Origin of the sequence: Actinotalea lenta (genome assembly GCF_030586465.1) — a bacterium.
GTDB lineage: Bacteria > Actinomycetota > Actinomycetes > Actinomycetales > Cellulomonadaceae > Actinotalea > Actinotalea lenta.
This window is the reverse complement of sequence record NZ_JAUQYP010000001.1, coordinates 535,695-552,238: the sequence shown is the minus strand read 5'-3', so window position 1 is coordinate 552,238 and position 16,544 is coordinate 535,695. Positions and strand designations below refer to the sequence as shown.

Genomic DNA, 16,544 nt, shown 5'->3' with positions numbered 1-16,544 from the left:
ACCCGATGAAGCGCGTCGTCGTCGGCGTCGAGGACATGCCGCACAGCGAAGCCCCGGTCGCGTGGGCTGCGCGCGCCGCCGAGCAGCGGGGTGCGGTCCTCCGCCTGGTCCATGCCGTGGGCCATCCGATCATGGCCGTGGACGTGCTGTGGGACCAGGGCGTGCAGGCAGCGGGTCAGCAGCTGCTGGACCACGCGGTCGCGCACGCGAGGGAGGCGGTGCCGGGAATCCGGGTGGAGACCGTGGTCGACCCCCGACGGCCCGCCGAGGCACTGGCCGACCTGGCCGAGGACGCGGAGCTCCTCGTGGTCGGCACGCACCGGTTGTCGGCCGGTGAGCGGGTCTTCTCCGGCTCGCTCGCCTATCAGATCGCGGCCGCGGCGCCACACCCGGTCGCGGTGGTGCCGGGCGCGGTCGCCCCGGACGCCGCCGGTGTGGTGGTCGGCGTCGACGGCTCGGCCGACAGCCTCGAGGCGGTGGCGATCGCGGCCGCGGAGGCGGACCGGAGCGGTCAGTCGCTGGACGTGGTGCACGCCTGGCTCGAACCGTCGGTCTACACCGCCGGCGACGCCGTGATCGCCGAGCACACCGCAGGGATCCGGGAAGAGGAGGAGGTCGCGCTCGCGGAGTCCGCCGCGGGCCTGGCCGAGCAGTACCCCGACCTCGTGGTGCACACGAGACTGGTGCACGACCAGCCCGCGACCGCCCTGCTGGACGCCGCCGAGCACGCGCGCCTGCTCGTGGTCGGCAGCCGCGGCAGGCACGGGCTGACCCGCGTGCTGCTGGGCTCCGTGAGCCACACCGTGGTCCTGCACGCCGCGTGCCCGGTGCTGGTCGCCCGCACGCACCACGTCGCGGCGCGGCACGGGTGACCTTCGGCGTCCGCGCGGCGGATCGTCCCCGCGGGGAACCCCGCCTGTCACCCGCACGTCCTACAGTGCAGAGCCGCGGACGGCACAGCAGCGAGGGAGTGCGATGACGAGCGTGTGGCCGGAGCAGGCCAGTGGCCTCGAGGCGATCGAGATCCCGGACGGCACGCTCGTGCGGATGTGGGGCTCGGTGGACGAGTCGCTGCGTGCTCAGGCCAGTGCCGTGATGGCGCACGCCCTGGTGCGGTCGGGCCCGGTGGTGGTCGACGCCGATGCGATGGAGTTCGTGGACTCCTCCGGGCTGGCGTTCATCCTGCAGCTGTTGCGCGCCGCCCAGGAGGACGGCCGGCCCGTCGTGCTGCGCGACCCGCCGACGCTGCTGCTGGAGATGCTCGACCTGCTCGGGCTCTCCGACCAGGTGCCGCTGGAGTTCTCCACGAGCTGATGGCCTCCGACGGGGGTCGAGCATCGCGCTGAACGCGAGGGCCGTGCGCCAGGATGGGCGGCATGGCGCTGACCCACGAGCATCACGTCGCTGCGGGGCAGTGGCTCGTCGAGCGGCTCGGCCCGCTGGGCGCCCGGGTCGGCTCGCTCGTGCCCGCTGGCTACGAGGCCTACGCCCGGGTGCTCCACCCGGCGGAGACCGCCGACGGCACCCCGGCGCGGTGGGGAGACGTGGCCGCTGCATGCGGCACAACGGTGCATCCCGCTGTGCAGTTCTGGCGCCTGGTCGGCGCCCCGGACCCGTGGCGCGCGGACGACGGCCGGTGGCCGGGCTACGCACCGCGGGTCGGCACGCTCGACGCGGTCACCTACGGCGCGGTGGTCGAGGCGTTGGCGACCCACCGGGGCGCGGCCGCCGAGGTGGTCGCCGGCCTGTGGGAGGGGTTCGGCTGGATCGACGGGGGAGGCGTCTCCGTCCTGTTCGCGTCGGACGGCGAGCCCACGGCGGACGAGCTCGAGACGCGACAGCGGGGGCGGTCGGTCCGTGGCGCGTTCGAGCCCGACGTGCTCGAGGCACCACGGCTGGAGCTGCCCCATCGCAGCTATCTGCTGTTCCGGGGGGCGTTGGCCGACGTCGCGACGGTGCTCGACGCCGACGGGCCGTGGTCGACAGCGGGCATCGGCTCGTGGCATCAGAGCCCGAACCTGCTGTGGGCCGTCGACGGGTCATGGTGCCTGGCCACTGAGATCGACCTCGACTCCACCGTGGTCGGCGGCCCGGCTCCGCTGATCGACGCCGTGCTGGCCCACCCGGACCTCGAGGCGCTGCCGCTGCCGACCGACGTCTCGCTCGCCGCCGACGGTGACACCGTGAACTGAGCGGCCGCCCATTTTGCTCGAGATCGCGGTGCCGCGTGCGTAGAGTCCGCGGTCGTGACGGGACGCGCGCTGGTGCTGGGCGGTGGCGGGTCGGCGGGCAACGCGTGGCTGATCGGTGTGATCACGGGCCTGAGCGACGCCGGGGTCGACGTGACCGGGGCCGACCTGGTGGTCGGCACCTCGGCCGGTGCGACCGCGGCGGCCCAGATCGCCGGCAGGTCGCCGGCTGACCTCCTCGCCGACGTCCTGGCCGCGCCGTCCTCGCGGCCGGGGGGTGCGGGCGGGTCCCGCGCGGGCCGAGGCCCGGGCGGCCCGGCGGTCGACCACCTCGAGCGGACCGGGCGCATCATCGCCGCTGCGGAGGACGTCGCCGACATGCGCCGCAGGCTCGGCGCGTCAGCCTGCGAGCTCGAGGCCGCGTCAGACGGCTCCTGGTCCGGGCGATGGCGGGCCACGGTCGCCGCGCGGCTGCCCGGCGCGGTGTGGCCGGAGCGAGCGCTGCTCCTCACAGCCATCGACGCCCGGACCGGTGAGCCCGTCGTGCTCGACCGCGGGAGCGGCGTCGACCTGGTCGACGCGGTCGCCGCCAGCACGTCGAGCGGCCTGCCGTACCGGATCGGCGAGGACCGCTACCTCGACGGCGCCTACCGTCGCAACGAGAACGCCGACCTGGCTGCCGGGTACGAGCGGGTGCTGGTGCTCTCGCCACTCGGCGGCAGGACCCGGATGCCGCTCGAGTGGGGCACGGACCTCGCAGCCCAGGTCGCCGAGCTACGCGCCGGTGGCAGCCGCGTGGAGGTCGTCCTCCCCGACGACCGCTCCCTCGACGCCTTCGGCGGCAACCTGATGGACCAGTCAACGCGCCCGCCCTCCGCCCGTGCCGGCCACGCCCAGGGGCGGGCCGTCGCCGAGCGGGTCGCCACGCTCTGGTGCTGACGGTGGGAGCCGTCAGCCGGCGGTCAGCGGTCAGCACCGTCAGCGTCCCCTCGCGCCAGTTGGCCACGTACGCGTCTCCGTTCGACGGGTCCACCTGCACGCCGCCCGTCCCGGCCTTGAGCGCGATGGTGTCGACCACTGCGTCGGAGTCGGTGTCGATCACGGATGCCGTCCCGGCGTCCGTGCTGGCCACGTAGAGCTCGTGGGCAGACGCGTCCAGCGCCAGCCCATCCGCCTCAGCGCCGATGTCGACGGTGCCCGACACCTGGTGGGAGCTCGGTCGTGCTCCTCATCGAGGACCCGGACGTCCAGACCTGGCGAACGCTCACGCCCTACCACGGCGTCGTCCCGGCCACGCCCGACGGGCGGATCCCCGAGTCCTGGCCGTCGGCCCCCTGACGCCGACAGCCCGACCCGCGATCCGCCCCCCGGCCTCAGCCCAGGGACTCGGCGCGCTTCGGCTCCTCGCCCAGCACATGCTCGGACAGGAACGCCAGCACCGTGGAGTACCAGACCTTGGCGTGCTGCGGGGAGAGCACCCAGTGGTTCTCGTCGGGGAAGTACAAGAAGCGGTGCGGTGAACGCCCCTGGTCATCGGCGGCGAGCCGGGACCGGGAGAGCAGCTCGTACCACAGGCGCAGGCCCTCGCCGATCGGTACGCGGTAGTCCTTGTCCCCGTGCACCACGAGCATCGGGGTGCCGATCTGCTCGACGAACCGGTGCGGGGAGTTCTCCAGCGCCATCTCCGGGGTCATCTCACGGCCCCAGTAGAACGCAGCGTCCGTCGTGGGCCCGAACTGGTCGAGCGCCCACAGGCTGGCGTGCGTGACGATCGCCCTGAACCGGTCGGTGTGCCCGGCGACCCAGTTCGCCATGTAGCCGCCGAACGAGCCGCCCATCGCAGCGGTGCGGGTGGCGTCGATGTCGGGCCGCGCCTCGACCGTGTCGGTGACCGCCATGAGGTCCGTGAACGGTGCCGCGCCCCACGCACCCCAGCCGCGCTGGATGAACTCCTGGCCGTAGCCGGTGGACAGTGCCGGGTCCGGGAGCAGCACGGCGTAGCCCTGCGCGACCATCAGCCACGGGTTCCACCGCCACGACCACGCGTTCCACGACCCCAGCGGGCCGCCGTGGATCCACAGCAGCAGCGGCGCCGGCGACTCCGCGGTCGCCTCGTCCGGCAGGGCCAGCCAGCCGCGCACCGGCGTTCCGTCCGTGCCCGTCGCGAAGACCTCCTCGAGGTAGCCCGGCAAGGTGGGCGGCGGGACGGGTGCGCGGAGCACGGTGACGGTCCCGGCGGGCACGTCCCGGTCGGCCAGGGCGATGCGCACCGGGTGCGGGGGCGCCAGGTAGGACGTGCGCAGCGCGTAGACGACGCCGGCGTCCGGGGCGACCTGGAGGTCGGAGTACGTGTAGTCGTCGTCGGTCAGCTGGTGCACGGCGTCCCCGGCGAGGTCCACGACGAACACCGGACCGCGGCCGCCTTGGTCGGCCGTGACCACCAGGCCTGAGCCGTCCGGCAGCCACTGCAGACCGGTCACCCAGCGATCCCAGTCGGCGGCGACCCGGCGAGGGGTCCCGCCAGGTAGGCCCGCCTCGTCCAGGGGCAGCACGAAGAGCTGGACCTGCGGTGCCTGCTCCGGCGTGGAGAGCGTCTCGGCGAGGTAGGCGACCTGCCGTCCGTCCGGCGAGATCACCGGCGCGGCCAGGTCGGCGTCGTCGTGCCGGGCGAGGTCCGCGGCGTCCTGGGTGTCCAGATCGATCCGGACCAGGTGGGTGCGGGCCTCGGCCTTCGCGCCGGGGACGCGCCAGGTGGACACGACGAAGCCGCCGCCGGGCGACAGGTCGTAGTCCGCCTCCTCGAGCGCGGCGCCGGGCGTCGGCGTCAGGTCTGTCACGTCGAGGTGCTCCACGCTGCGGCTGGCGACCTCGACCGCGCGGGCCGGCTCGTCGGCATGCGTGAAGTGCCAGCCGACCAGGTGCGGGGCATCCGGGCCCAGGTCGTGGTCCCAGTACCGGACCGGGTAGCCGTCGTGCAGGATCGCCGAGACCTTGGTGTCCTTGCGCAGCGTTCGTAGGCGCTCGTCGTCCTTGGCGTCGAGCGCGGACGGCAGCATCCGGGTGGAGAACACCACCGCGGCGGACGAGCGTGCGGTCTTGACCCCCGCCACGCCGCCCGGTCGGGTGGCCACGACGCGCGCCTCGCCGCCACCGGCGGGCAGGACCCACAGCGCCGGGGTGTCCAGCGGCTTCTCGGACTCCTTCGCGTCGGCGTCCGGGCGCTTGGAGGTGAACAGCAGGTCGCCGTCGGGGGTGAAGGCTGCGCCCGTCTCGCCCTGCGCGCTCCGGGTCAGCCGGCGGGCCGGCTTGGAGCGAGTCGGGAAGATCTCCCACAGCGCGGTGTGTGCGGTGGTCCGGTCCTGGTTCAGCGTCGAGACGGTGGTCACCAGGCGTGAGCCGTCCGGCGAGAGCACCAGGCCGGACAGCCGCGGCAGCGCCACGTACTCGTCCAGGTCGTGGAAGGGCGTGCTGAGCGTCATCGATCCTCCAGGTCCGGGGCGCCTCGCAGTGGGGCGGGCCTCCAGCATCTTGCCATCGGCGCCCCCGGCCGCAGTCTTGATCCCCGGCGCGCCGGGCCGGCCCGGAGATGACCCGTCCGGCGCAGCGCAGGGCGGCCGGTCCGCGACGTCGCTCGGCGACGGGGGTGGACGGCGGGTTGTCGGGGCCGTGTCGGGGGCGGCGGTTAGCGTCCTGGGCATGCGGCTCGTGCACACCAGCGACTGGCACCTGGGTCGAACCCTGCACGGCGTCGGCATGCTCGAGCACCAGGCGACCTACCTGGACCACCTGGTCGAGCTGGTCCGGGGCGAGCGGGTCGACGCGGTGCTGGTCTCAGGCGACGTGTACGACCGGGCGATCCCGCCGGTGGAGGCCGTCGAGCTGCTCGCGCACGCGCTGGCACGACTGAGCGAGACGGCGACCGTGGTGCTGACCCCCGGCAACCACGACTCGGCGATCCGGCTCGGCTTCGGTGCCGCGCTGATGCGACCGGGCGTGCACCTGCGTGCCCGCCCGGATCAGGTGGGAACCCCGGTGCTGCTGGACGACGCGGTCGCGGTCTACCCGCTTCCGTACCTGGACCCGGACGGGGTGCGCGATGTGCTCGGCGACGGCGAGCCGCTGCCCCGTTCGCACGAGGCCGTGACCGCGGCGGCGATGGACCGGGTGCGGACCGATCTCGCAGGGCGGCCGGGCATGCGGTCGGTGGTGATGGCGCACGCCTTCGTCCTGGGCGGCGCCGCCTCGGACTCGGAACGTGACATCCGGGTCGGCGGTGTCGACTCGGTGCCGGCCGGGGTCTTCGAGGGGGTGGACTACGTGGCGCTCGGGCACCTGCACGGCCCGCAGCGGATCGACGGCGCACCGGGCCAGGTGGTGCAGTACAGCGGCTCACCGCTGGCGTACTCGTTCTCCGAGCGGAACCACCGCAAGTCCACGGCTCTGGTCGAGCTGGAGGCCAGCGGTCCGCCACGTGTCGAGCTGGTGCCGGCCCCTGTGCCACGGCGACTCACGGAGCTGGTGGGGGAGCTGGAGCTCGTCCTCGCCCAGGGGGGCGGCGGTCTGCACGGGCAGGACTGGGTCCGGGTCGTCGCGACCGACGACCGGCGGCCACCGGACCTGTACGCCCGGGTGCGTGCCGCCTTCCCGCACGCCCTCTCGGTCGAGCACAGGCCTGCGCGCACGGCAGCACCCCCGTCGGTCGCAGTCACCCCGACCCGCGACCCGGTCGAGCTGCTGGCGGAGTTCGTGGCGCACGTCACGGGTGCCGAGCCCGACCCGGCCGAGCTGGCCGTCCTGACCCGGGCCTACGAGGCCGTTCGGGAGCCGGCGTCATGAGGCTCGTCCGGATGTCGCTGGGGGCGCTCGGCCCGTTCCCCGGTGAGCACACGGTGGACTTCGACGAGCTCGGGGCGTCCGGGCTGTTCCTGCTCGAGGGTGCGACGGGGGCGGGCAAGAGCACGCTGATCGACGCGGTCGTGTTCGCTCTGTACGGCAAGGTCGCGTCGGCGGGGGCGTCGGAGGACCGGTTGCGCTCGGCCCACGCCCCTGCGGCCGCGGAGACCTACGTCGACCTGACCTTCGCGACCGGCGCCGGGCTGTTCCGCGTGCGGCGGACCCCCGCGTACCCCCGGCCCAAGCAACGTGGCAGCGGGACCACGACCCAGCCTGCCGGAGTTCGGCTGTGGCGGCTGACGTCGCCGGATGCGCCCGGCGACCTGCTGAGCTCCCGGATGGACGAGGTCGGTCTCGAGATCCAGCGGGTGGTCGGTCTCGACCGCGCGCAGTTCGTGCAGACCGTGGTGCTGCCGCAGGGCGAGTTCGCCGCGTTCCTGCGGGCCGATCCCGAGCAGCGTCGGAGCCTGCTGCAGAAGGTGTTCGGCACGGAGGTGTTCGACCGGGTCCAGCAGCGCCTGGAGCGGATGCGAGCGGATGCGACCAGGGCCGTCACCGAGGCCGAGCAGGTCGTCGCACGTCGGGTCGCCCAGCTGTGCGGTGCGGTCGGCGACCTTGCCGCCGCGCCGTTCGACGGGTCCGAGGTGCCGTTGTCCGAGCTCTTGGCCTCGGCACCGCCGGCCGAGGCCGCGGCGCTGGCCGGGACAGTCCTGGACCGGCTGAGCCAGCAGGCGCACCGTGCGCAGGAGCAGGCCGAGGAGGCCGCGACCCAGGCCGCGACGGCCCGGACCGAGCACGACCGGCTGCGCGAGGTGGCTGCCCGGGTCGCGCGTCGGGACGCGTTGCGGCGGGAGTGGACGGCCCTGGAGGCTGAGACCCCTTCGCACACGGAGCGGTCCGTCCGCTGGGAGGCCGCGCAGGTCGTCGAGCGGGTGTGGCCCTGGATCGAGGGCGAGCGGCGCGCCGGCGAGGCCATGTCCGGTGCGGCCGACGAGCACGCGCGGGCCAGGGCCGCCGCGTCCCCCGATCTGCGTGCCGTGGTCGGCGAGGGCGACCCCGACGTGGTGCTCAAGGCGCTGGACGGCGAGCTCGAGCTGTGCGCGGCGACCCGCGAGCGGCTCAAGCGGGCCGTGGCCCTCGAGGACGGGCTGGCGGCGCGCCGCGACGACCTCGCGGCTCGGCGGGAGTCGGCGCTCGCGGCGCGCGGGACGGTCCAGCGGGAGCGCGAGGAGCTGGCCGAGCTCCCCGGACGACGTGCCGGCCTCGTGACCCAGCGCGACGGTGCGCGCGCGGCGGCCTCGGGCCTCGCCCCGGCACAGGTGGAGCTCGCGCAGGCCGGGACCCGGCTGGTTGCCGCTCGCGAGATCGCGCCGCTCACCGAGCAGCTCGACGTCGCTGAGCAGAGCGCCCTCGCGCGCGAGGAGGACGCCCGACACGCCGTGGACGCTCTTGCTCGCGCTCACGCGGCCCGGATCGCGGGCATCGCCGGGGAGCTCGCCGCGCAGCTGGTCCCGGGGCGACCGTGCGCCGTGTGCGGCTCCACCGAGCACCCGGCGCCCGCCTCCCATGTACGGCCGACCCGCGCGCCGGAGGACCCCGAGCTGGCCGAGGCCGCGCGCGCGGCCGCCCAGGACGCGCTCCAGCAGGCGGTCACGCAGGTCGAGGTGCTCCGCGCCGCGGTCGCCGCCAGGCGGGAGGCCGCCGGCGGTGACGCGGAGCAGGCCGAGCGGGCCGTCGCGGCCGCGCAGGTCGCCGTGTCCGAGGCCCGAGCGGCTCAGGACCGGGTGGCGGAGCTGTCCCGGGAGATCGAGACCCTCGACCAGGACCTCGCCGACCGGCGCGCGGCGGTGGCCGACCGGGCCAGCGCCATCGCGCTGGACGAGGAGCGCACCGAGCACCTCGCCGCACGGCTCGCCGAGGACGAGCTCGAGGTGCTGGCCGCTGCCGATGGTGCGCCCTCGGCCAGGCTTCGCGACGAGGAGTTCGCCCGTCGCGCCGGGGAGGCCCGCCGCTGGTCGGCCGCGCTGCGGGTGCTCGTCGACGCCACGGACCACCACCGGACCGCCGAGCGGGAGCGTGACGAGGCCCTGGCAGCCGCAGGAGTCGCACTGCACGACGCGCTGCGCGACCGACTGCCCGCCGGCGAGATCGCCGCGCTGCGCCACGAGCTGGACCGCTACGACCGCGAACGCGCTCGCGTGGGTGCTGCGCTGGAGGCACCCGAGCTCGCCGACCTCCCGGACGCGGTGGACGGGACCGTGCTGGCCCGTGCGCAGGAGGCGCTCGATGCCGCCCAGCACCGGGCCGAGGCCGGGCAGCGGGAGGCCGCGGTGCTCGCCGACCGCGCGGACGCGACGCGGACGGCGACCGCAGACCTCGCCTCCGCCGTGACGGAGCTGGACGCCCAGCGAGCAGCAGCCGCGCCCGTGGTCCGGATGGCCAACGTGGCGACGGCGAGCGGCGGTGCCGGCACCCTCACGCTGGCGACCTACGTGCTCGGGCAGCGTTTCGAGGACCTGGTCGCCGCAGCCAACGCCCGCCTCACCGGCATCTCCGACGGCCGCTACGAGCTGGTGCGCAGCGCGGAGCGGGAAGCGGTGCGCACGCGCCGCCTCGGCCTGGCGATGCAGGTCGTCGACCACCGCACCGGTGTGGCCCGCGACCCACGCACCCTGTCCGGCGGCGAGACGTTCTACGTGTCCCTGTGCCTGGCCCTCGGGCTGGCGGACGTCGTGACGGCCGAGGCGGGCGGGGTCGAGCTCGGCACGCTGCTCATCGACGAGGGGTTCGGTGCCCTGGACGCCGAGACCCTCGAGGTCGTCCTCGCCGAGCTGTCCCGGCTTCGCGACGGTGGACGGGTGGTCGGGGTGGTCTCCCACGTGGAGACGCTGAAGACCGCCATCCCGGAGCGCATCGAGATCCGCCGCCGTCCGGACGGCGCCTCAACGCTCACGGTTCGCGCCTAGCGCGGGTCACCAGCTCCAGCCGAGAGAGGAGAGCTCGAGCTCGACCCGGAGGCGTTCGTCCTCCGTGCAGGCGCGCGCCGGCGGCACCTCCGCGAGCCGGCAGGCGTCGGCCAGGAGCGCGTCGTAGGCGTCCTTCGTCGCGATGAAGCGTTGACCGCGGGCGAACATCCGCTCGTCGTTCTCGATGCGCCGGAGCAGCGCCGCGACGGCGCCCAGCCGGCCCTCGAGTCGGAGCTGGCGGTCCAGCGCCGCCAGTGCGTCCAGGTCCGTCCGGTGCGCGAACCGGTTCCACAGCCGGGTCAGTCCGCGGGACCTCGGCGTCGTCGGTGCCTGGTACAGCGACATGGCGCTCCTCGTCGAGGTCTTCAGGCTATGTGCGGACGGGGGTACGCGAAAGGGGGTCGCGAGATGACCGCGCCGCGACGCTGCCCGTAGGGTCGTGGCGTGCTCCGCAGGGTCCTCGTCCTCGTGCTCGTCCTGGTCCTGCTCGGCGCCGCCGCTGCCGCCGGGGACCTCGTGCTGCGTCACCGTACCGAGGCGATCATCGAGAACGAGCTCGTCGCGATCGGGATGCAGAACCCTCGGGTCTCGGTGGGTGGCCCCGTGGTGACGCCGCAGGTCCTGCGCGGGCGGTTCGACACGCTCACCGTGACGGCCGACGCCCTGCTTGCGGACGGCGTGGAGCTCGACCGCCTGCATGCCACGCTCACCGACGTCACCGCGGGTGACCACCCGCGGGCCGGGGCGCTCTCCGGCACCGCGGAGATGACCCCGGCTGCGATGACCGCGGCTCTCGGCCAGGAGCTCGACATCTCGATCGAGGGCGGCGCGCTGGTCGCCACGCTCCGGGCGGCCCCCCTGTCGGCGACGGTGGTCCCGCACCTGCGGGGCGACCGGGTGGACCTCGAGGTCACGCAGCTCACCCTCGCCGGCGTCTCGGTCGCGCCCGCCGACCTCCCTCTGGGCCTGGGCGACGCCTTCGAGAACATGTCGGTGCCGATCTCCGGGCTGCCGGACGGGGTCGTCCTGGACGCCGTGCACGTGGGCCCCCAGGCGCTCGAGCTGTCCTTCAAGGGCACGGACGTCCCCCTCGAGAAGCCGTGAGGGTCCGCCGCTCGGTCCCGACGATCGGGCGTGACGCGCAGATCGGGACGGAACAGCGTCGGCAGGTACCCGGCAGCGGGCGGGGCGATGTGCCCGGCGGATCGGCGGACTAGGGTTCCGCGCATGGCCACTCCGCACCTCGGCGCCGAGCCCGGTGACTTCGCCCCCGACGTCCTCATGCCCGGTGACCCACGCCGGGCCTCCCGGATCGCGGAGACGGTGCTCGACGACGCCCGCCTCGTCACCGACGTCCGCGGCATCCTCGGCTACACCGGTACGTTCGACGGCGCGCCCGTGAGCGTGCTCGCCTCCGGGATGGGCATGCCGTCGATCAGCATCTACGCCACCGAGCTGTTCCGGTTCTACGACGTGCGGCGGATCATCCGGATCGGGACGGCCGGGGGCATGGCCCCGCACCTCCAGGTGGGTGACGTGGTGATCGCCAACGCCGCGCACACCGACTCCCAGATGACCGCGCTGCGCATCCCCGGGATCCACTACAGCCACGTGCCCAGCTATGCGCTGCTCGCGGGCGCCGCGCGCGCTGCCGGGGTGGGGGACCCACCGCCCACCGGGCGCCGTCGCCGCGCCCGCCGTTCGAAGACCTACGTCGGTCCGGTGCTCTCCTCGGACACCTTCTACGCGGACCGTGAGGCGACCAACGCCGAGCTCGTGGCGCACGGCACGCTCGCGGTGGAGATGGAGGCGGCGGCGCTGTACGCGGTCGCCGACCGCGAGGGCGGCGAGGCCCTGGCGATCTGCACCATCTCCGACCTGCTCTTCGCCGACGAGTCGCTGCCCGCCGAGGAGCGGGAGCTGCTGTTCGACCGCTCGGTCCAGCTGGGGCTCGCGGCGTTCGCCTCTGCCTGACGACCCCCGCGCGGCCGACCGCACCGTCTGTCGTCCCTCGGTGGTCAACCTTGACGCCGGAGTGCCGATAGGAACTGGTGAGAGGAGGTCGACATGTCTGCCCCCACCGTCCCGAGCCGCGGCACGTCGGCGTACCTGCACGGTGCGCACCCCCTGCGCGGCCACCCCGTGACGTATCGCATCACGCCGATGGAACGTCAGCCGGGCTCACCGGCCGGCTTCCTGGTCGAGGAGGCGGCCGGCGACCTGGGGGTCGAGGACGCCTGGGAGTCCACCGAGCGCTCCCGGCTGCTCATGACGGCCGGGCAGGTGCGCGAGCTCGTCCAGCGGGTGACGTTCCACCGCCCGCGCTGAGGTTCACGGGTCGACGACGACGGTGCGGCACCGCCCGAGCTCCCGGTCGAGCGCAGCCCGTTCCGCGGGCGTGACCCACAACCCCCAGCGTGCCTTCACCGCGATCTGCCGGATCACGTACGGGCAGCGCAGGGACCGGGCCGGCGGTAGCCACGCGCTGGCGTCGGACGCCCCCTTGTCCTGGTTCAGGTCGCCGGCGACGGCCAGCAGGTTCACCAGGTCGTTGGCGAAGGCGGTGCGCTCGGCCGGACTCCAGTCCTGCGCGCCGGTCCGCCACGCGTCCGCGAGGGCGACGACGTGGTCGATCTGCACCTGGGACGGTCGATCGCTGGTGAACGCGATCCGGGAACCGCCGTAGGGGTCCTCGAGGGTCCCGGTCAGCACCCGGCAGCCGGCCCGCGCCAGACCGGTGAGGTCGCGGGCGAGCACCTGCTCGCGCGTGGAGCACCCGTCGCGCTCTGCCCACCCGTTCCCGAACTCCTCGCGCCGGTACCCCGTCGACGGGAGCGCTTCGTGCACCGGGAGCTCGGCGAGCCGGTCTCGGGCAGTGGCGACGTCGACCGCGGGGACGACCACGGGTGGCCCCGGGTCGGGCATCGACGCCCACCACGCAACCGCGGCCACGACCAGGAGCACGAGCACAGGCGCCCACCGCCGCAGACGTCCATGTCGCACCCGGGCACTCTGCCACCGCGGCGTGCCCGGTCCCCGTCGTCACCAGGTGTCCTGTTCGTGGCTGGATGTCGGGTTGGTTCACCTGGTCGGGGCATCAGGAACCGCCGGCGACCTGCCGATAGACGCAGCAGTCCCGAGCACGGAGCCACCCATGACCCACCGCAGCAGCGCCGCGCGGAAGCGCCGCGCGCCCCGTGCGGCGCGGCGGGGCGGGAGGACCCGATGACCGAGACCGCCGCCCGGTCCCCGGCCGACCGCCCCCTCACCCGCCGTGAGCTGCGCGAGCTCGAGCGGCGACGCGCCGCGACGGACGCCAGCCCGGGATCGGGAGACCCCGGTCCGGCTTCGACCGCCCCCGCGGCAGATTCGGCCGGGCCGCAGCCCCCGACCGCGGCGGCGCCGAGCAGGAGGCAGCTGAGGCAGCACGACGTCCACGTCGAGACCGCCGCCCCCTCCGACGTCCGGGTGGTCGAGCCTGCCGCCGTCACCGACGGCTTCGGTATGCCGGGGACCCTCATGGACGCTCCCGTGCTTCCCGCCCTGCGACCGATCGAGGAGATCGAGGCCGAGCTCACGCAACCCGCGAGGCCTGACCATGCCGCGGTTCCAGGCCCTCGTGCCGTCGTGCCCGGCCCTCGCGCCGCGGTTCCAGGCGCCGTCGCGCCCGGCTCCCACGCCGCGCTTCCCGACCCTCGCGCCGTCGTGCCCGGCCCCCGCGCCGCGACGGTCGCCTCAGCCGTGGTCGTCCCCGCGGTGGGCTGGCAGCCCGCTGCCTCCGCCCCGCTCCCGACCCCACCTGCCACCGCGCGTCCCGCCACCCGACCCGCGCCCGAGGGCGCGCGGACGGCTCCCCCACACCCCGTCGACGTGCTGAGCCGGCCCCCCGGCCGGTGGCAGGCGGCCTACGGCGCCTGGATCGGGATCGCTGCTGTCCTCGTGTGGGTGCTCGGGCCGGTCGCGCTGTTCCTCGGGGGATGGTCCTACCTGCAGGCCCGACGGGAGGGCTTCGGCCTCGGCCGGCCACTCACCGCCCTGGTGGGGGGCGTTCTGGGCACCGCGCTGGGCGTGATCTTCCTCCTGGTGTCCGGCTGATCCCCGTCCCGGGCCGGCTGATCCCCGTCCCGGGCCGGCCGGCTCCTCGCCGGTGTCGGGCCAGGCCCGCCGATCGCACCCCGGCGTGCCCGCGCGGGTGATAGGACGAAGACATGTCCGCCATCCGAACGTCGGGGCTCGTCAAGGACTACGGCTCCGTGCACGCCCTGCGCGGCCTGGACCTCGACGTCGCGTCAGGCGAGGTGCTGGGCTTCCTCGGTCCGAACGGTGCGGGCAAGACCACCACGATCCGCATCCTGCTGGACCTCATCCGCCGCACCGCGGGGACGGTCGAGGTCCTGGGTCAGGACCCGCGCACGGCCGGTCCGCAGCTGCGGTCGAGGATCGGGTACCTGCCCGGCGAGCCCGCCCTCCCGCCGACGCTGACGGGCGCGGAGTACCTGGGGTACCTCGCGTCCCTGCGTGGCGGTGCGCCGCGGCTGGACGACCTGGTCCGACGGTTCGGCGTCGAGCTGCGGCGCCCCATCCGCACGCTGTCCCGCGGCAACAAGCAGAAGATCGCCCTGGTCCAGGCCTTCATGCACGCACCGGAGCTGTACGTGCTGGACGAGCCGACCTCGGGTCTCGACCCGCTGCTCCAGCAGGAGTTCCGGACCCTGGTCGCCGAGGTCGCCGGGGACGGCGCGACGGTCTTCCTGTCCTCGCACGTGCTCGCCGAGGTCGAGCAGCTGACCCGCCGGGTGGCGATCGTGCGGAGCGGACGCGTGGTCGACGTCGACGACATCGCGGGCCTGCGGGCGAGGGCCGGGCAGGAGGTCGAGCTCACCTTCGCCGCACCGGTGGACGCTGCGCTCGTCGACCTGCCCGGGGTGAGCGACGTCCACGTGGACGGGGCCACGGTGCGACTGCTGCTGCACGGCGAGCCGGACGCGCTGCTGCGTGCCGTGGCGCCGCGGCACGTCACGCGGATCCGCGCCGAGGACCGCGAGCTCGAGGACATCTTCCTCGACCTGTACCGGGAGGGCGCCGCATGATCGTCCAGGGCGTGCTGCGCGCGCGCCGGCGCGGGATCGGGTGGTGGAGCGTGGCCGTCGCCGGCGTGGCCGCGCTGTACGCGCTGTTCTTCCCGATGATGCAGACCATGGATACCGACGCGATGCTGGCCTCGTTCCCCGAGGCGGTGGTGAACGCGCTGGGCTGGGACGCGCTGAGCTCGGGCGCCGGGTATCTGCACATGACGGTCTTCGGCCTGGTGGGCATGGCGGTCCTGGTGGCGTGCGCGGTGGGCGCCGGCGCACGCCTGATCGCCGGCGAGGAGGAGGCCGGGTTGCTCGAGCTCGAGCTCGCGGCGCCGGTGAGCCGGACCCGTGTCTACCTGGAGCGGCTCGTCGTGCTGCTGGCCGCGGTGGCGGTACCGGTCCTCGCCACGCTCGTCGTGCTGGCGGTGCTCGACGCGGTTCTCGCGATGGAGATCCCGATCGGCCACCTCGCGGGGGCCTGCCTGGCGCTGTGGCTGTTCGGGGTGACGATCGGGGCGGTGAGCTACGCGGTCGGCGCGCTGACCGGGCGTCGTGGCATCGCGCTCGCGACGGGCGCGGGTCTGGCGGTGCTGGCCTACTTCGCCTCGTGGGCCGGGCCGCTGGCCGACCTGGACTGGCTGGCCTCGATCTCGCCGTACTGGTGGTACGCCGGGCACCGGCCGGTGGTCAACGGGCTGGACGTGTCCCGCATGGGGCTCCTCGTCACGCTGACGGGCGTCGCGGTCGCGACGGGCTTCTGGGGCTTCCTGCGACGCGACACGGCCACGTGACGCCGTTCGTCACGCTGGCAGCGGCCGTGGTGGTGATCGCCATCGCGTGGCGACCGGTCCGGCACCTGATCACCGCCCTGCACGAGGGTGGCCACGCGCTCGTGGCGGTGCTGAGCGGGCATCCTGCCCGGGTCCGCATCCACGCCGACACCTCGGGCCTGACCCGGTCGCGCGGTGGCGGAGCCCTGCTGCTCGCGGCGGGTTACCCGGCCCCGGCGCTCGCGGGCCTCGGGTGCGCCTGGCTGACGACGCACGGCAAGCCCGGGGCCGTCCCCGCCGTCCTCCTCGTGGCCGTGGCGCTGCTGCTCCCGCTGATGCGCAACCTGTACGGGTTCCTGACCATCCTGCTGCTCGGGGCTGCGCTGCTCGCCGCGACGACGCTCGAGCCGGAGCCGGTCGCGTGGCTGCTCACCTGGACGCTGCTGGTGGGTGCGCTCCGCGCGGTCGGGGAGGGTGCGCGGCTCTCCGATGCCGATCAGCTGGCGCGCCGGACCCATGTCCCCGCGCTGCTGTGGCGTGGCCTGTTCTGGGCGGTCGCGCTGGGTTGCGGGCTCCTGGCCGCCTGGTGGGCGTTCGGTCGGCCGTGATGCCCTCGTGGTCGGGCGACGCTCACGGCGCAGGGTCGCCCCT

16 protein-coding genes are annotated in these 16,544 nt (G+C 74.7%); 13 read left to right on the top strand and 3 right to left on the bottom strand.

Translation table 11 applies throughout. The features are described from left to right. Positions 1-5 precede the first annotated feature (5 nt). The 4 genes from Q6348_RS02555 to Q6348_RS02540 all read left to right on the top strand — a co-directional run bounded on the left by Q6348_RS02555 (position 6) and on the right by Q6348_RS02540 (position 3,128). The gene (locus tag Q6348_RS02555; RefSeq protein ID WP_304599767.1) at positions 6-872 is read left to right on the top strand and encodes a universal stress protein; all 867 of its coding nucleotides are present in this window, start codon (positions 6-8) and stop codon (positions 870-872) included. 103 nt (positions 873-975) lie between these two features. Continuing rightward, on the top strand, positions 976-1,314 hold the full coding sequence (locus Q6348_RS02550; RefSeq protein ID WP_304599766.1) for an STAS domain-containing protein: 339 nt from the start codon (positions 976-978) through the stop codon (positions 1,312-1,314). Between the two features lie 62 nt (positions 1,315-1,376). Then, a complete protein-coding gene (locus Q6348_RS02545) occupies positions 1,377-2,192 on the top strand; it encodes a hypothetical protein (RefSeq protein ID WP_304599765.1) in 816 nt (271 codons plus the stop codon). Between the two features lie 54 nt (positions 2,193-2,246). Then, positions 2,247-3,128: a patatin-like phospholipase family protein gene (locus tag Q6348_RS02540; RefSeq protein WP_304599764.1), complete on the top strand. Its 882-nt coding sequence runs from the start codon at positions 2,247-2,249 to the stop codon at positions 3,126-3,128. 434 nt (positions 3,129-3,562) lie between these two features. Here the strand turns inward: Q6348_RS02540 and Q6348_RS02535 are convergent, their stop codons facing one another. Next, a complete protein-coding gene (locus Q6348_RS02535; RefSeq protein ID WP_304599763.1) occupies positions 3,563-5,668 on the bottom strand; it encodes a S9 family peptidase in 2,106 nt (701 codons plus the stop codon). A 217-nt stretch (positions 5,669-5,885) separates the two neighbouring features. Here Q6348_RS02535 and Q6348_RS02530 point away from each other — a divergent pair, with 217 nt between their 5' ends. Together Q6348_RS02530 and Q6348_RS02525 are read left to right on the top strand one after the other, a co-directional pair. Then, on the top strand, positions 5,886-7,025 hold the full coding sequence (locus tag Q6348_RS02530) for an exonuclease SbcCD subunit D (RefSeq protein ID WP_304599762.1): 1,140 nt from the start codon (positions 5,886-5,888) through the stop codon (positions 7,023-7,025). Continuing rightward, positions 7,022-10,048 carry an AAA family ATPase gene (locus Q6348_RS02525; protein WP_304599761.1) on the top strand — a complete coding sequence of 1,009 codons (3,027 nt, stop codon included), beginning with the start codon at positions 7,022-7,024 and terminating at the stop codon, positions 10,046-10,048. The genes Q6348_RS02530 and Q6348_RS02525 overlap by 4 nt, the downstream gene beginning before the upstream one ends. A gap of 6 nt (positions 10,049-10,054) precedes the next feature. Here Q6348_RS02525 and Q6348_RS02520 read toward each other — a convergent pair whose 3' ends face one another. Further along, positions 10,055-10,393, bottom strand: a complete 339-nt coding sequence (locus Q6348_RS02520; RefSeq protein WP_304599760.1) for a hypothetical protein — start codon at positions 10,391-10,393, stop codon at positions 10,055-10,057. A 99-nt stretch (positions 10,394-10,492) separates the two neighbouring features. On the opposite strand from Q6348_RS02520, the gene Q6348_RS02515 reads away from it, so the two are divergent. From Q6348_RS02515 to Q6348_RS02505, 3 genes are all read left to right on the top strand, one after another. Beyond that, positions 10,493-11,152, top strand: a complete 660-nt coding sequence (locus Q6348_RS02515) for an LmeA family phospholipid-binding protein (protein WP_304599759.1) — start codon at positions 10,493-10,495, stop codon at positions 11,150-11,152. A 123-nt stretch (positions 11,153-11,275) separates the two neighbouring features. Beyond that, a complete protein-coding gene (locus Q6348_RS02510; protein ID WP_304599758.1) occupies positions 11,276-12,022 on the top strand; it encodes a purine-nucleoside phosphorylase in 747 nt (248 codons plus the stop codon). A gap of 93 nt (positions 12,023-12,115) precedes the next feature. Continuing rightward, a complete protein-coding gene (locus Q6348_RS02505; RefSeq protein WP_304599757.1) occupies positions 12,116-12,376 on the top strand; it encodes a hypothetical protein in 261 nt (86 codons plus the stop codon). A gap of 3 nt (positions 12,377-12,379) precedes the next feature. Here the strand turns inward: Q6348_RS02505 and Q6348_RS02500 are convergent, their stop codons facing one another. Continuing rightward, a complete protein-coding gene (locus Q6348_RS02500; protein ID WP_304599756.1) occupies positions 12,380-13,051 on the bottom strand; it encodes an HNH endonuclease family protein in 672 nt (223 codons plus the stop codon). A gap of 222 nt (positions 13,052-13,273) precedes the next feature. Between Q6348_RS02500 and Q6348_RS02495 the strand changes: the two genes are divergently transcribed. From Q6348_RS02495 to Q6348_RS02480, 4 genes are all read left to right on the top strand, one after another. Then, entirely contained in the window at positions 13,274-14,143 is an 870-nt protein-coding gene (locus tag Q6348_RS02495) for a hypothetical protein (RefSeq protein WP_304599755.1), read from the top strand. Between the two features lie 113 nt (positions 14,144-14,256). Further along, positions 14,257-15,138: an ABC transporter ATP-binding protein gene (locus Q6348_RS02490; RefSeq protein WP_304599754.1), complete on the top strand. Its 882-nt coding sequence runs from the start codon at positions 14,257-14,259 to the stop codon at positions 15,136-15,138. Then, positions 15,135-15,914 carry an ABC transporter permease subunit gene (locus tag Q6348_RS02485; RefSeq protein WP_304599753.1) on the top strand — a complete coding sequence of 260 codons (780 nt, stop codon included), beginning with the start codon at positions 15,135-15,137 and terminating at the stop codon, positions 15,912-15,914. Before Q6348_RS02490 ends, Q6348_RS02485 begins: the two co-directional genes overlap by 4 nt. Next, the gene (locus Q6348_RS02480) at positions 15,911-16,501 is read left to right on the top strand and encodes a M50 family metallopeptidase (protein ID WP_304599752.1); all 591 of its coding nucleotides are present in this window, start codon (positions 15,911-15,913) and stop codon (positions 16,499-16,501) included. Before Q6348_RS02485 ends, Q6348_RS02480 begins: the two co-directional genes overlap by 4 nt. Positions 16,502-16,544: the final 43 nt, after the last annotated feature.